This window comes from Verrucomicrobiota bacterium, assembly GCA_039027815.1.
Lineage (GTDB): Bacteria > Verrucomicrobiota > Verrucomicrobiia > Verrucomicrobiales > JBCCJK01 > JBCCJK01.
On record JBCCJK010000001.1, the window covers coordinates 180,850 to 196,000 of the forward strand.

General features: G+C 59.8%; 11 protein-coding genes. 4 read left to right on the forward strand and 7 right to left on the reverse strand.

Annotation, left to right across the window (positions count from 1 at the left end):
- Nucleotides 1-16 precede the first annotated feature (16 nt).
- From AAF555_00820 to AAF555_00840, 5 genes are all read right to left on the reverse strand, one after another.
- Nucleotides 17-3,556: a PEP/pyruvate-binding domain-containing protein gene (locus AAF555_00820; protein MEM6910100.1), complete on the reverse strand. Its 3,540-nt coding sequence runs from the start codon at nt 3,554-3,556 to the stop codon at nt 17-19.
- The gene (locus tag AAF555_00825) at nt 3,540-5,174 is read right to left on the reverse strand and encodes a PQQ-binding-like beta-propeller repeat protein (GenBank protein ID MEM6910101.1); all 1,635 of its coding nucleotides are present in this window, start codon (nt 5,172-5,174) and stop codon (nt 3,540-3,542) included. Before AAF555_00825 ends, AAF555_00820 begins: the two co-directional genes overlap by 17 nt.
- Nucleotides 5,158-7,146: a VCBS repeat-containing protein gene (locus AAF555_00830; GenBank protein ID MEM6910102.1), complete on the reverse strand. Its 1,989-nt coding sequence runs from the start codon at nt 7,144-7,146 to the stop codon at nt 5,158-5,160. The genes AAF555_00825 and AAF555_00830 overlap by 17 nt, the downstream gene beginning before the upstream one ends.
- A gap of 10 nt (nt 7,147-7,156) precedes the next feature.
- Nucleotides 7,157-8,743, reverse strand: a complete 1,587-nt coding sequence (locus tag AAF555_00835) for a chitobiase/beta-hexosaminidase C-terminal domain-containing protein (protein ID MEM6910103.1) — start codon at nt 8,741-8,743, stop codon at nt 7,157-7,159.
- A gap of 138 nt (nt 8,744-8,881) precedes the next feature.
- The gene (locus AAF555_00840; GenBank protein MEM6910104.1) at nt 8,882-9,937 is read right to left on the reverse strand and encodes an aldose epimerase family protein; all 1,056 of its coding nucleotides are present in this window, start codon (nt 9,935-9,937) and stop codon (nt 8,882-8,884) included.
- A gap of 105 nt (nt 9,938-10,042) precedes the next feature.
- Between AAF555_00840 and AAF555_00845 the strand changes: the two genes are divergently transcribed.
- Genes AAF555_00845 through AAF555_00855 form a run of 3 tightly spaced genes read left to right on the forward strand, consistent with a single transcriptional unit; the run spans nt 10,043 to nt 12,836 of the window.
- The gene (locus AAF555_00845) at nt 10,043-11,167 is read left to right on the forward strand and encodes an NAD(P) transhydrogenase subunit alpha (protein ID MEM6910105.1); all 1,125 of its coding nucleotides are present in this window, start codon (nt 10,043-10,045) and stop codon (nt 11,165-11,167) included.
- 11 nt (nt 11,168-11,178) lie between these two features.
- The gene (locus tag AAF555_00850; protein MEM6910106.1) at nt 11,179-11,469 is read left to right on the forward strand and encodes an NAD(P) transhydrogenase subunit alpha; all 291 of its coding nucleotides are present in this window, start codon (nt 11,179-11,181) and stop codon (nt 11,467-11,469) included.
- Nucleotides 11,466-12,836: an NAD(P)(+) transhydrogenase (Re/Si-specific) subunit beta gene (locus tag AAF555_00855; protein MEM6910107.1), complete on the forward strand. Its 1,371-nt coding sequence runs from the start codon at nt 11,466-11,468 to the stop codon at nt 12,834-12,836. Before AAF555_00850 ends, AAF555_00855 begins: the two co-directional genes overlap by 4 nt.
- 240 nt (nt 12,837-13,076) lie before the next feature.
- Here the strand turns inward: AAF555_00855 and AAF555_00860 are convergent, their stop codons facing one another.
- Together AAF555_00860 and AAF555_00865 are read right to left on the reverse strand one after the other, a co-directional pair.
- On the reverse strand, nt 13,077-14,228 hold the full coding sequence (locus AAF555_00860) for a hypothetical protein (GenBank protein ID MEM6910108.1): 1,152 nt from the start codon (nt 14,226-14,228) through the stop codon (nt 13,077-13,079).
- A gap of 9 nt (nt 14,229-14,237) precedes the next feature.
- Complete coding sequence (locus AAF555_00865) at nt 14,238-14,594, reverse strand: hypothetical protein (protein ID MEM6910109.1); 357 nt, start codon at nt 14,592-14,594, stop codon at nt 14,238-14,240.
- 183 nt (nt 14,595-14,777) lie between these two features.
- Between AAF555_00865 and AAF555_00870 the strand changes: the two genes are divergently transcribed.
- Complete coding sequence (locus tag AAF555_00870; GenBank protein MEM6910110.1) at nt 14,778-15,086, forward strand: glycine zipper domain-containing protein; 309 nt, start codon at nt 14,778-14,780, stop codon at nt 15,084-15,086.
- The last annotated feature ends 65 nt before the right edge of the window (nt 15,087-15,151 follow it).

The window sequence follows — 15,151 nt, forward strand, 5'->3', positions numbered from 1 at the left end:
AAGAGGTCAGGGGAAATTACGGAACGCGAAGCACTGCCTTGGCAATGAAAATGACCGGCAAATAAGCCAGAAGGTAGACGCCGAGCCAGCCAAGATCCATGCGGGTCCCTGGGAGGACAAAAAACTGCCCTTTTTGAAGTCGACGTGGGTAATTGATCTGAAGGGAGAGAACCTCCGGCGAGACCTCAGCAAAAGCGGCTGGACGCGGAGGGACCCGAGTGCCCAGAGCCAATTCAAAGTCCAGCACCGTCTGGCCGTCGACTTGCAAGCCGGCCGGAAAGAGCCCCTCCGCCTCCTCAGGCACTTCGACCAGCCAACTGAGCTTTTGCGACGGTAGCTTCCCTCTGAGAAAAGCGTCCAAACTGCTGAGCAAGGTCAGCCTCGTCTGGTCGGCCGCGCTTTGGACTTCCCAAGGGAAGGCCGAGAGATCGCTGGAAGCCCGCCACTCGCCGCGTAGCTCTTCCAATTCTTGGCGCAAGGCTGGAAGGCGCTGTTGTTGGTCGAAAGGGATTCGGAGAGGCTCATCCACTTTGAGCTGAAAGAGGTCAGGACTATCGCCCGCGATTTCAGCCACCACGCTCACCATCCGTCCCGGTTCCGCATTCCAGGAAGCAGGGTCCACTCGGGTAGGGAACCACAGGAAAATCAAAAGCATCGGCCCGAGCAGCAAGGCCAAGGGCACCATGGCCGCCTTCAAAATGCGCCCCGTGACAGCCGAGGCCAGCTTCTCCATGCGCTGGCGGAGGGGATGGCCGGCAGGGTGCTTGGCCGCTTCCTTGCGCAGTCGCCCGGCCCGTCGCTTGGCCTCCAAAAGCCGCGGATTGTCAGTAAAAAACTTTTGCAGAAGGATCGGCACCCAGCCGAAAAAAAGGGCCACCGCCGCCACCGCCCCGACCATCCCGATGGAGGCCACCAGCGGCCAAATCAAGGCATCGAAGACTCGGTAAATCGGGTCCTTGAACCAAGGGGCAGGCAGAACAAAAACCAGCGCCAGCACGGACCCCCAGGCCACGGCAGCCCCCAGCCCAGCGCGATTGCGTGCTTGCTCCTTTCGTCCGGGAGGAGGCGGGAGGAGGCTTGCTTCAATCTGCGGAGAAGGATCTCCCGGGGCCTCTTGGCCCCGATGGACCCAGCCCGCCTGAGCATCGATTGTCAGCTGTTCGCCCTCCTGCAGGCTTTGGGTCGCCCCTTCCAGCACCACGGCGGGCAAGCCCATTTCACGAGCCACGATCGCCCCGTGGGAGAGCGAGCCACCGCGTTCCAAAACGAGGCCGGCCGCCTTGGCGAAGAGGGGTGTCCAGGAGGGGTCGGTCGAGGGGCAAACCAAGACCCCGCCCTCGGGAAAAGAATCCGCTTCAGCCGGATCGAGCACGACCGAAGCGGGCCCGCGGGCGGCCCCTCTGGAAACCGGATGCGCCTTGAGAGCGGAGCCAGAGGCAGGGGGCGGCGCTTGCCCCAGAGAGGGGATGTCATCCGCCTCAATCACATGAGGCAGGCGGAGGCGCTTTTCGACACGGTATTCGCGAGCTCTCAGCGCCACCCGATCCTCCGGAACAAAGCCGCTTTCCAAAGCAGCCAACATCTCTTCGCTTCGGAGGTGAAAAACCGTTTCTCCCAAGCCTAGCCGACGACCTACTTCCAGCGCCGTCGGTCTTAGCTGAGAGTAAGCGCGAATGAGGTGAAACTTGCCATCTTCCCGAAAGCGCAAGTAACGTCGGACCCGCTCCACGGCCGCCCTCACGCGGCCGAAAGCGGGGGCGGGGAGCGCTTTTTGAAGCGCCTCTAGGCAAGTCTCAGCCCGCCGCAGCCGGTCCTGATGAAGCTCTTCTAGATCGGTCCCGCCCACTTGCTCCCGGAGCCTCTTAAAGAGACCCTCTTCTTCCGACCAGCGAGGGGCAGCCAGCTCGAACTCGGCGGTCGCCCGGTGCCCGTAGCTCTGCAACCACTCTTCTTGAGACAGATGGGAGAGCGCCAGGTTGGCGGCTAAGGTTTGATCGGCGGTCGGGCTGACCGCGAGAGTGGCCAACGTTTCCTCCTGGTCAAATTCCCAAGCGTCTTCAGCCAAAACACTCCTCAGCTCCTCCATGGCCGCCACTTCCACCGCACTCGGCAAAAAGGCAGTCGCTCCAAAGTCGTCCAGAACCTTGGCAGTTTGGCTGCACCACAGCTCAGCCAGTTCGGGATCCGAGAGCGTTTCGAGGGCTAGGCTTTCTTGCTCCCGGACCCAAGCGGAGATGGCGGGGATCCACTCCTTTTCCAAGCGATGATCCAAATCGCGGGACAATTCCTCGATCCGTTGCGCCACCGTGGTCGCCAAGCGAGCCGCCTGAGCGCGTTCCTTGAGTGAGCCCTTCGCCAGCGTGGGGGAGCTTTGGGCGGCGTCGGGATCCTTTCGGAGCCGCACGGGGTCGTAGGCCAACGGATAGCCCGGGCTGAACATCTCCGTCATGCGGGAGCAGTCCATGTAAATCTCTCCGCCGATTCGCTCCAAGAAGCTGGCGGTCTGCACGGTCGGGCCTGGTTTAAAACCGAGTTCCTCGTGCATTTTGCCATAGCCGCCCCGGCCCGACATAAAAGGAGCCAAGAGCGACCAAGTCAGGGCGGTGGGATGAGGCAAGGTCTCGCCCAAGTTATGGCGCACCCAAGGGCCCCTCCCCTCCTCGGCCGCCTGCGTGAGCCCTGCCCGCGTGCTCTCCAGAAGCCGCTGGAAAGTCTCGCTTTCGGCCAGGGTGGTGATGGCGCGCGATTGGAGAAAGTAGACCTGTCCTTCCTGGACGGCCCATTCAATGTCTTGCGGGCTGCCAAAGTGCGCCTCCGCCTTCAATCCCATTTCACGAAGTTGCTGGACTTGGGCAAAGCTGAGGCAGGCTCGCTTCTGCTTTTCGGCCGGCACGGCCTGGAAGTCCCGGCTACCCGCCACCAGGGCCAATGCTTTGGGGGCGACTCGGTAATCGACCTCCAGATGGCCAGCGCGGGTCAGCCGCACCAGGTCGGGCTGCACCTCGCCCGAAACGAGCGCTTCGCCCAGACCCCAGCAGGCTTCCAGAACCATGTGATCGCGCGAGCCGGATTTGGGATCGACCGTGAAGAGCACGCCCGCTGCCTCGGCCGCCACCTGTTGCTGCACCACGACCGCCATCTCGACTGCCTCGAACGACAGGCCCTGCTCCGCCAAGTAAGCTCGGCTGCGGGCACTGCGGACACTGGCCCAGCACTTCTCAATGGCTTCCGTGATTTCTGCGATCGTTTCCAGATTGAGATAGCTTTCATACTGCCCGGCCATGGACGCCCCTGCCAAGTCTTCCGCGGTCGCGGACGAACGAACGGCAAAGCGCCTCCCTTCGAATGGGCCGAGCGCGCTTGCCAGCTCTTCCGCCAAGCTGGCCGAGACTCTTCCGTCCGGGGCGGATCGATCCGCCCGCGTTGTCACCACCCACCCCTCCGGCACGGGGAGCCCGGCTTGGAGAAGCTGGGCCAGATTGATGGCCTTGCCACCAGCGGACTCAATGGCGCGGGCCTCTCTCAGTGGCAGCAGCAGATCACTTGCGCCCCTCATAGCAGCGCAGCCCTCCGGTTTCGCTTCCCACAAAAAGTCGGCCACCCGAAAGAAAAGGAGAGCTGATGGAAAGGCCTTGTTCGCCGGGGCGCGCCCGATCGTTGAGGTAAACTCTTTCCACGATCGAGCCATCGCTCAGCGAAAGCTTGGCGAGGTAGCCATCGTGACTGACCGCGTAGACCCAATCCTGGACCACGGCGGCTCCAGCCAGCACGGGGGCTCGCCCGCTCAGGATCGTCTCCCACAAGATCTCCCCATTCTCTGGATCCAAGGCCACCACCTGGCCCGAAGCGACCGGCGCCACCAAAGACTCGGCCGCGGCCACCGCTCCCAAAACGGCATCCGGCATCTTGGCCTGCCACTTGAGCGCACCGGTCTTCGCCTCGAGAGCCACAATGACCCCCGCCGGATTGGGATCACGGAAAACAAAATCCCCATTTCCTCCACCGACATACAAGGTGCCATCCTTCAGGGTGACCGCCCCCGTGATGGGATAAGGGGTTTCGGTTCGCCAGATCTCTCGCTCCACCCCATCGGGCAGAGTGGCCTCCGCTCGCAGAGCCACCACCGCCTGGCCATTGAAGCCGCTCCCGATGTAGACCACCCCGTCTTGCACGACCGGAGAACTCTCCGGGTCGTTCACCTGATGCCTCCAAAGCTCCTTCCCGTCAGCAATCCGGACCGCAAAGACATAGCCTGGATGGCTCTTTGGCTGGCGGGTGACGGGGTCTTCAATGGCCCCCGCCCCGACGTAGACGATGCCCTCCTCAATGGCCGGGGAGCTTTCAATGTGCAGCTCCGTCGTGACCGTCCACTTCACCTCTCCGGTCTCGGCATCGAGACAGAGCAAGCGGCAGTTCGTGTCAGGGTGGAGCCCTTGTCCGATCAGCAGGTATTTTCCATCAGCTGTCAGGGCGGGAGAACTAAAGAAGCCCATTAGCTCCTCGCCCCCCACTTGGTCCACCGACCAAATGGTCTCCCCCGTCCGCGCATCCACGCAAAAAACGATGCCATAGCTATCCGGTGGATCCAACTCGCAGGAAGCACTATAAACCCGATCTCCAAAAACCAGCGGACTGGAAAGCATCATGGCGCTTTCGACCGTTTCCACGGTTCCATCAAAATCGACCCAGCTGGGATAGTAGTCCCAGACCAACTGCAAATCCCCCACAGGAGCGCTCCCTTCCGCTCCCAAGCGCAAGGCATTGCCACGGAAAATGAGAGGCGTCTCTCTCGCTTCCGGGGAAAACGAGGGAGCCGGAGCAGGGTCCTGAACCACCCCGCGCGCCTTGGCCTCGATTCGCGCCAAGGCCACTTCAGTCCAATCGACATAAACCGAAGCCCCCGCCGCCCCGCCGACCACGCCGGCCCGCCGGTCTTGGCCTCGCCCACCGGAAACCGCGGGCGCAGGCCACATCACCACCAAAAGCACCACCCCCGTGATCCCAGCCAAGACCGAAAAAGCCATCTTTGGCTTTCGCCGACAGGCCGCCAGCAGGGCCTTTGGCTTGAAGAGCAGAGTGAAAAAGGTCGCCAGCCCCGCGGCAATAGCCGGGAGAATCGCGGCTCCCCCACTCACCAAAATCGGCACCACCGCCAGGTCATTTCCAAACATCATTCGATACTTTTTGGTCCCCCCGTTCGGCCACCAGAGAGACCCGCCTGGTCTCTCCTAAATCGACCTCCCACTCCCGCTGGTGGCCATCCGCGTAGATCACTTGGACGCGATACGGCCCTGGTTCTCGAACCGCCAAATTCACCTGATCCGGACTGCGGCACCCGGTTGCCAAATTGGTCCCGATGTCCTTCCGGGCTACCACCTCCCCTTGCTCATTCAAGAGCCGCACCCGCGCCCCCACCACTCCTTTCGGACCCAGCACCCGCACCGAGCACACGCGAACCTGCAGCAAGCGACGTTCGTCTTTCTTCAGCAAGTCCCCCTCTTGGCGCATCGAAAGGGTCTCATTCACGATCAGAAAAAGCTGGCCCTGTGCATTTCCAATCAAAAGATCGGGAGCGCCGTCTTCATTGGCATCACCGACCGCCAAAGCACGGCCGCCCGAAGCGTGGGCCGGCCCTTTGAAAAGCGGCTTTTCGTCCACATGCACCTTCGAGTGCATGTAAGAACCGTATCCTCGATTGATTATGTAACGGTTTTCCTTGCCTTGGTCCGCCACCGTGTAGAGATCCATATACCCGTCCACATTCAGATCGGCGTAGACCGTGGCCAGGTGAAAATCGGAACCTTCGCTGATTTCATTGCCATAGGCAGTGATGTCGGTGGGGACCCCGTCCCGATTGGTCACAATCAGCCAATCCTTTTCAATCGGAATCACCAGATCCATCTGATCGCTCAGATAGGTCGGCATGAAGACCCCAGCGCCCGTCTCCCCGTAGGTGTCCAGGCCGGTTCGGAAATTGAAATCAATATCATGTTCCTGTTTTTGGAAGATTCCCTGCTTGTCCTGAACTAGAAGGAGACCTTGCTCTACCGCATAAAAAAGATCCGTTTGGAGGTCGCCATTCCAATCTCCGACCGAGAAATAGCCATTTCCCTCCTGTGGCAAATGGAGTGATTCACTCACCTCGCGGAAGCCGCCCTCTTGGCCTCCTGGATTGAGGAAGGCTCGCAAGCCCCCGCCTGCCAAGCTGGCCAAAACATCAGGATAGCCATCCCCATTGAGTTCCACGAAGGAGGCACTCTTGAGGGTCGCTCCCGCTGGCAGTGCAAGAGCTTGCGGCACTTCCACCAGTGTGAAGGTCTCCGCAAAGGTTCCGCGAAAGAGCCGAGAACCAAAGAGAACATCGGAGAGCCCATCCGCGTCGAAATCCGCCAGCGAACAGCTCACGCTCGCGGTGGCGACGCCGAAAGCCTCGCTCACGTCCACAAACTTCATAGGCTCCACTTGTTGAATGATCCGATCCCCGGCTGGCGAACAGGCAATCAAGTCTTCTAGGCCATCTCCATTGAGGTCATACATCGCCACTCCTTCGATCGCCTCATTCACTTCCAAAATCAGCCTGTCCGGCTGGAATTTCACATAGGCTTTGCGCGGATAAAAATCGATGTCTTCCCGCATGTGACGAAGCATTCGGATCAGTTCCGTGGTCATCCCGGTGTAGATTCCGGCGAGAGTGTTGACACGATTTCCCTCAGGATCGAGTTCCATCTCTTGCGATAGTCCCACCACGAAATCGCCGATCTCTCGGACTTCACCCACAAAGAATTCATCCAGATACAGCCTCACTTGGCGCTGGGATTTCCGTCGGCTCGGCTTGCCAGCAAAGACGGGAAACTGATCCCCCACCTTCCACTGGCCAGAGGCCGTCTTCTCACGCACCACGCCGAGAAGCTCCCCCGCAAAAGTGATCGAAACCAAGCCCTCGGGCGGGGCAGTGCCTTTGATCGCCTCCACCACCCGGCATTGCAGAATCCCGCTCTCCGGCTCGAGCGCCTTCAGCTCCAAAACCAGGACGTTGTCATACCGTTCATAATAAACATCCGGCTGGAGTGCGGGATTGATGACCGCTTGCGTGCTCGCGCAACCCAGCCACCAAAGCAGCCCTCCCACGAAAACAAATCGTTTCATGACACAGGGCTTACTGGACCACATAGGAGGTCGTGTAAGTGGGGCTAAGCCCCACTCCTTGTTTGTAGGCCCGCACAGTCAACTTGGTGGTCTCTCGGAGTTCGAAGGGTCCGGTGTAAACCGGCGAACTCCCATCGGGGAGGCTCCCATCAGTGCTGTAGCGAATTTGTGCTCCTGGCACTTTGCACTGGATTTCCACCGTAACCGAATCCTCAAAAATCACGGCGATCGGTGTTTCCACCATTTCCTTGCCTTTGCCGATTTTTTTCAGCTTCGTGTTCTCGGGATAGGTGGCGAGCTGAAAGGGGTCGAACTTCTTCAAGTGCTTTTCCATGGAGGCCATAGCCGTCAGGGTAAGACCATATTCAGACTTCTGATCGCCTCGTGCGTGATAGTAGGTATTCGGGTCCGCTTCCATTTTAGAAATCAACTGCTGCGGACTACGGGAGGCGCACTTGTCACCGAAGGTCACATTCTCCCACTCATCGGCCATGGAGGGGTCCAAAAGACCGATTCCTTTGTTGGCGATGTAATCGAAATGCACCCCGTTCAACTTCACATCACCCGCCAGTTGCAACATGACGCCCTTGTTTCCCTTGGCGGCTTCTTGGGGATTGCCCACGGGCCGACCTTGCCCATCCCGGAAATCGTCAATGGACGTGATCGAGGTCACGACCAACCGCGCCGTCTTGGGGTCCGCCGAATAGACCCGAATGAAAGACCCGAGCGCCGCATACAAGCCACTCCGACCCGGCTTGTCATTTTTGGCAAATCCAAGGCAAAGAAACGCATCTTCGGTCAGGGGCCGTTCGGGAGACCCGGCTTGGATCACCCCATTGCGGTAAAGGTTCACGTTGTAGACCGCCTTGGCGTTATCGTTGATGAAAGGGGCCAAACGACCTCCCGACTGGATTTCCAGAATGCCGCCATCGTAGATCTCGAAAGCGCCCTTGTTGGTGGCTCCGCTGAAACGAAAATCAGCGCTGATGATGCACTTACCGTGCTGGAGCATCACCTCATCGCTCACCCCCACATCGCTCAGAAACTCCACTGACTTGTTCCCGATTTTTGCAATCTGAAACTTGTGAGAGATTTGGGTATTACACGACTTCGACTTCGGGATGGTGTTGCGGACGTGTCGGTAGATGCGTTTGCCGTCAGGAAAAACGGGGTCTTCGATCTGGAAGTAGGTGTCCTTGTCTCCGCGAATGGAAACAAACTGCATCCAACCCCCTGCCAGAATATCGACATTGCCCCAGATTTCCAATTCGTTGCGGTGGCCTCCCCCCAACTCTCCGTTTTTCTCCACCACCACATGGCGGACCTGGTGATTTCGAGAGCCCTTCACTTGGTAATGCTTGGGTGCTGCCGGGAGCAAGACGTCTGTCTCCCGATCGGGAGCCGACTTAGCTGGCGACCCGTTTTCGAGCCAATTCTTGGCCTTTCCGAAGTCCCCTCCTTGACCTGGCTGGGCCCAGACTAGCTGGCGCCCTGTCTCCCATTCCTGTAGTTTCCAAAGGGGTTCCGAGGCGGAGACCGCCAGCACGGGCAAAAAAAGGCTACTCAAGAGGGCTGCCCGAAAAACGCGTTTCGACATAAGGTGGGGGGTGGTGGACAAAGAGGGGAATAAGCTGGGGAAGTCTTTCCCACGAGTCAATACGGGAACTGCTGGCAGGTTTTTCCGTTCCTGTTCAAGAATTGCTCATCCTGGCGCAGCGCGGTCCCTCTGCGAAATCTAGCGAAAACGGTATTCGGTCCGTTGTCGATAAGTCTCACCGGGGCGCAGCACCGATGAGGGGAAGTGCGCGTGGTTCGGCGCGTTCGGAAAATTCTGCGCTTCCAAGCAAAAGCCGGTCTGCCGGGCCAGTCGCTGCCCGTGGCGTCCCCTCGCCTTCCCGTCGAGAGAGTTGCCGGTATAGAATTGCAGCCCCGGCTGGTCCGTCCAGACCTCGAGGGCCACGCCCTCCGCCTCCACTTTCGCGGCCGGGCGCAGCTCCTGGCCCTTCTTATCGGGACCATCGAGGACCCAGGTGTGATCATAGCCCTTGGCTCTCCGAATCTGGGGGTGCCCGCTTCGCAAGCCTTGGCCGATCGGCCGGGGAGATCGAAGATCAAAGGGCGTGCCCGCCACCGGGAGCCAATCCCCCGTCGGGATGAATTCGGGGTCGATTGGCAAAAAGCGGGAACCGTGGATGACCGCCTGGTGCTCACCAATCTCCTCGCCCCTCCCCCCCAAATTGAAGTAAGTATGATTGGTGAGGTTGAGGATGGTCGGTCGATCAGTCCGGGCTTGGTAGCGGATCTCCAGCGCATTGTCCGCTCGGACCCAATAGAAGACCGTCACCAAGAGCCTCCCAGGAAACCCTTCCTCCCCATGGGGACTTTCTCTTTCCAAGCGGAGGCCCACTCGATCCCCGTCCGTAAGGGGAGTGGCCCGCCACAGCCGGCTATGAAATCCGCCATCACCACCGTGCAGCGTGTGAGGCGACTCATTCACGGCTACCTGATGCTCCTCCCCGTCCAACACGAAGCGACCCTCTCGGATCCGATTGGCAAAACGTCCGATGAGGGAGCCGAGGTAAGGATTGCCCTCCGTGATCCGATACGGTTCGAGTCGATCATGGCCGAGGGCGACGTCGCGCAGGCCCTCGTGAGTGGGCACCTGAATCCTCGTCACATGGCCGCCAAAGTCGCTCAGCGAAACCCGCAAGCCCCCCTCCCCTTCCAGCTCGAAAAGACGGGCTTTCGTCCCCCCAGGTAGCTCGCCGAATTCAAAGCGTCGCCACTTCATGCTTGCGGCAGTCTGAAGAAATTAGCGCTGAATTGCAAGATTTGCTTCCCCCTTCACAATTACCGATGGCTCCTTCTGCCAGGACCATGCTAGGTTTTCCTTTGCATGAAATTCTTTTTCCCTAAAGAACTGGAGCCTGAGACGCGGGTGGCGGCTGTCCCGGCTCTCCTCGGCAAACTGAAGGCTCTGGAAGCGGAAGTGGTGGTCCAGGCTGGGGCCGGACAAGCGGCAGGCCTGCCGGATGCGCTTTACGAAAAAGCTGGAGCCAGCCTCAGTCGTGACGACGCCCCTCTGGCTGAGGCCGATTTCATCGGCGTGGTGCAGCCGCCCCCGGCTGACTGGATTCGACGGCTAAAAAAAGAGGCCATAGTAGCCGGTTTCTTGGATCCCTTTTCGGGTAGGGAACGACTGCAAGCTTGGGCCGAGGCCGGCGTGACCGCTCTCTCTCTGGAGTTGCTGCCCCGCACGACGCTGGCCCAGAAAATGGACGTCATTAGCTCCCAAGCCAACCTGGCCGGCTACAACGCCGTCCTGGCAGCCGCCTGGCATTCCAACGGCGCCCTCCCCATGATGATGACCCCGGCCGGGACGCTTTCGCCCTCCAAGGTCCTGATCGTAGGCGTGGGGGTGGCCGGTCTCCAAGCGATTGCCACCGCCAAGCGCTTGGGTGCTCGGGTGGAAGCCTTTGACACCCGGCCTGAGGTTGAAGAACAGGTGCAATCTTTAGGGGCCAAATTTCTCAAAATCGACCTCGGGGAAACGGGGGGCACCGACCAAGGCTACGCGAAGGAGCTGACCCCAGCGCAGCTCGACTTGCAGCGCCAAGGGCTGGCCAAAGCTTGCGCCCAGGCCGATATCGTCATCACGACCGCCAAGCTCTTCGGCCGAAAGGCCCCCATCATCGTGACCGCCGAGATGGTGGCTGGGATGAAGGCGGGGAGCGTCATCGTGGACCTCGCGGCCGGCACGGGAGGCAATGTCGAAGGAACCGTTGCAGACCGCGACCTCACCACCGAGAACGGGGTCCTCCTCATCGGGGAAAGCTTTTTAGAGCGCGGTGTCCCCCGCCACGCCTCCCAAGTCTATGCCTCCAACCTCGTGAATCTGATCGAGCATTTCTGGGACGCCGAATCCAAATCCATTCCGATCCACCGAGACGATGAAATCCTCAAGGGCTGCCTGTTGGCCCACCAAGGAGCCATCGTCCACGAACGTTTTGCCACCGCCTGACTTCCCACCGCATGGACCCACTCATTCTTCTCCTCTTTATCTTCACGCTCGCGATCTTTCTCGGCTTCGAGCTGATCTCGCGCGTTCCCTCGCAACTCCACACCCCCTTGATGTCAGGCTCCAATGCCATCTCCGGAATCACCATTGTGGGTGCGATCGCCGCCACGGGCGCAGGCGCGACCCTTTTTGCTCAGATCCTGGGCTTTCTGGCCCTCGTTTTTGCCAGCATCAACGTCGTGGGAGGCTACCTCGTGACCGATCGCATGCTGGGCATGTTCAAGAAGAAGGGAGGCAAGAAGTGAGCGGTCTGACTAGCCTATTCTACATCGTCGCCTCGATCCTCTTCATCTTCGGCATCAAGATGCTGGGCTCGGCGGAGACCGCTCGGCGAGGCAATTTTCTTTCTTCGCTTGGGATGCTGGTGGCCATCGTGGCCGTTCTCCTCTCCTCCGGCATGTCCTACACCTGGATCATGGTGGGACTCGTTCTGGGCGGTTCCCTGGGCGCGTTCTCAGCTCGCAAAGTCGAGATGACGGGCATGCCCGAACTCGTGGCGCTCTTCAATGGCTTTGGCGGGCTCTCTTCCTTGCTGGTGGCTTGGGCTGAAGAGGTCCAGCCGGCCGGTGCCAATCCCATTTTCACGGATAGCGTCATCTTCGCTGCCCTCGTGATCGGTGGAGTGACCTTCACCGGCAGCTTGGTCGCCTACGGCAAACTCTCGGGCAAACTCGACGGGAAACCGCTCCTCTTTCCGAACCAAAAAGCCATCAACGTGGCCGTGGCCGCCCTCCTCCTGCTCTTGGGCGTGGCCTACGCGCTTCAGTCCGGCTTCTCTCTCCCGGCCTTTTACCTCATCGTCCTGCTCGCGCTGGCCTTGGGAGTGTTGGGCGTTTTGCCGATTGGAGGCGGCGATATGCCAGTGGCCATTGCGCTCCTGAATAGCTTTTCCGGAATCGCGGCCTGCGCGGCCGGCTTTGTCATTCTCAACAACGTCCTCATCGTGGCGGGGGCCATGGTGGGAGCGAGCGGTCTCATCCTGACCATCATCATGTGCAAGGCCATGAACCGCACGCTGGGCGATGTGCTTTTCGGGGGCTTCGGGGCCGAGAGCGCCGGCGGAGGGGCCGAGGCCGAGGGCGAGATGAAACCCATCACGGCCGACGATGCCTACTACATCCTGGAAGCCGCCAGTCAGGTCATCTTCGTCCCGGGCTACGGCATGGCCGTGGCGCAAGCCCAGCATGCCGTGAAAGAACTGGCCGCCCTGCTGGAAGAAAACGGCTGTGAAGTCTCCTTTGCCATCCACCCGGTGGCAGGACGGATGCCGGGGCACATGAACGTGCTCTTGGCGGAGGCGGACGTGCCCTATGAGCAGTTGGCCGAGATGGACGACGTCAATCCGCTCATGAGCAACACGGACGTGGCCGTGGTCATCGGAGCGAACGATGTCGTGAATCCGGCCGCCCTCGAAGACGAGAGCAGCCCCATCTACGGCATGCCCATCATCAATGTCCACCAAGCCCGCACCACCTTCGTCCTGAAACGGGGCCAAGGGAAAGGCTTCTCCGGGCTGGTCAATCCCCTCTTCACGAGGGCCAACACCCGCATGCTCTATGGGGACGCCAAGGAGACCATCACCTCCTTAGTCGGGCAGTTCAAAGGCAGCTGAGGCCTTCTCTCATACCAACCTCCAGAATACACTGGAAGAATGGAGGGGCGGTGGTGTGGGGAAGAGGCGCTGAAGCGCGGGGAAGGGAGAGCCGGTGTCTTTCGAGCCAGCCCTGCGTTGCTCCTCGGTTACGGTGCCTGCACCGCGCCCTCATCGCGCCTTGGTCTGGCCCGAAATCCACTCGGCCATTCTACCAGCCAATTCTGCAGCTGGGTATAAAGAAAGCGCAGGCGGCCATCCTCAATCGGTGAAAGGGACCAAATCGTCCAGATTGAGGCTGTTTTCCCGAATGGACTCCTCGCGCTCCCGATAACGCGCTTCTTCCCGCTCCCCGATTTCCAAGAGATCGTTCATGATCTCCTCGATGTAGGGTTTTTCACGCAAACTGGCATGGGTGCCTGGGAAGTAAATGAGCCGAATCTCCGCCAGGCCCTCTTCTGGGAAGTAGTTTGAAAGGACGACCGCACAGCGCTGATCCTGAGAGAGCCGGGAATTGTCGATCATCGGGAAATCAAAGAAACCGAGAGAGAAGCTGGCGTTGACCTCATCGTTCAGTGGTGTGCTCCAGAGAGCTTCCTCCCCGCCTTCGTCCAAATCGACCGGATTGGTGATTTGGAGGCGGACTTGGATTTCGCGATCCCCGACCGCTCCGCGCAGCGAGACACTGAAGCGCCGCAGCAGGCCGTCGATCTCCAGAAATTCGTCAATCACTGGCTCCCGCTGATTGATTTCCCCGGCCCAAGCCACCACCTGGCCCGCGCCTTCGAGAATGGAGCTTTGCTTGGCGGACACTTCGCGGGCGATCCGGAGAAGCCGCTCCTGAAAGACTGGCAAGACTTCCTCCTTCTGCTTGAGCGCGGCGTAAGTGTCCTCGTCTTCCGAAGCCACCATCTCCTCGCCTGCCAGAACATTGAGCAGCCCGACTTCTTCCAGCGGGGAGAGCTCGGTTTGGACTTGCCCCATCTCGTCGATGATCTCCCTCCGAAGATGGCTGAAGAGCGGCTTCAGGTTGAGCGACTCGTGGAAGTTGTAGACCAGCAGTTCCAAATTGAGAAGCTTCTCCTCCAAGTGATCCATCCCCTGCCCTCCGCTCAGGAAGGAATTGATGATGGAGACGAACATATCCTTTCGGAGAGCGCTTTCCGACTCTTCCCGTCGGCTAATCAGCTCGGTGTAGAGCCGATTGTTTAGCTCCATCTGTTGGAGCCGTTCGCGATGGGCGTTCTCCAGACGTTTGGAATCCTCCAGCACTTTGGAACCAAAGTAACCGATCAAGGCCACCACGATGGCTGCAAAGAGGCTGGAGAGAGGTCGCAAAAGAACATCCAGGACATCCCAAAAATCCTTGCGAGGCCGACCGCCTCCTCCCGTAGGTTCTTGTGGCAGGCTCATGGGACGATCTCAGTGGCGTTGGAGGGAAAGCTCACCGGACTGGTCCGGGTCGGGCGCGATCACGAGGTCATATTGCGAAGCCGTCTCGAAGGCGATCACCGGCAGTTGGTAGACCGTTTCCAGCACCGTGACCTGTAGGAGGAGCTTGCCGCGAAAGCCCTCGAAAAGCAGGCTGTAGCGACCGGAGCGATCCGTCTTGGCCTCCGCTACGACCGTCTCCCCGTTCTGAGAGCGCAGCTCAATGACCGTCCCTTCCTGCGGCAACCCGTCCTCAAGAGCGAGCGTGCCATACAATTCGCCGCCTACGAGACAGGGAGCCAAAAGGAGAAAAAGCAGAAAAACAAAAAAAGAAGCCAGAAGTTTCATTGCGGAGCGGCACCGGGTGGCCTTGGGGATATCGAATCCCTCGTCTTTTGGCAATCCTGAAATCAGAAAATCCCAAAAAATTCCGCCGACAACTCGCCTTGGATCGAATAGTGGAAGGATTCGTGCCGTCAAAGCACCCTCACTCCCTGTCTCCAAAAACAAACTCTCAACTGAACCAATACCATGCGAAAACAAATCACACTTCTTCTCTGCTGCGCCGCACTCGGTTTTGGCACCATTGGCTGCACCGGCATCGATCCTAATTCCAAGACCACTCAATCAGCGGCCGTCGGCACCGTGGCTGGCGGAATCCTCGGGGGCGTGATCGGAAACCAGTCGGGCAACGCGACCACCGGCGCTGTCATTGGCGCCCTCGCGGGAGGGGCTACTGGCGGGTATCTCGGCAATGAAGCGGAAAAAGACGACGTCCGCGAAGCCCGCCTCCGCGAGCTGGAGCGCCGCGAAGCCGCGCGCAACGGCTACAATTACTAAAGAACCACCCTTTGATAAGAGGCAGCTCCTCCTGGGGGCTGCCTTTTTTTGTGGGCTTCTGGGCG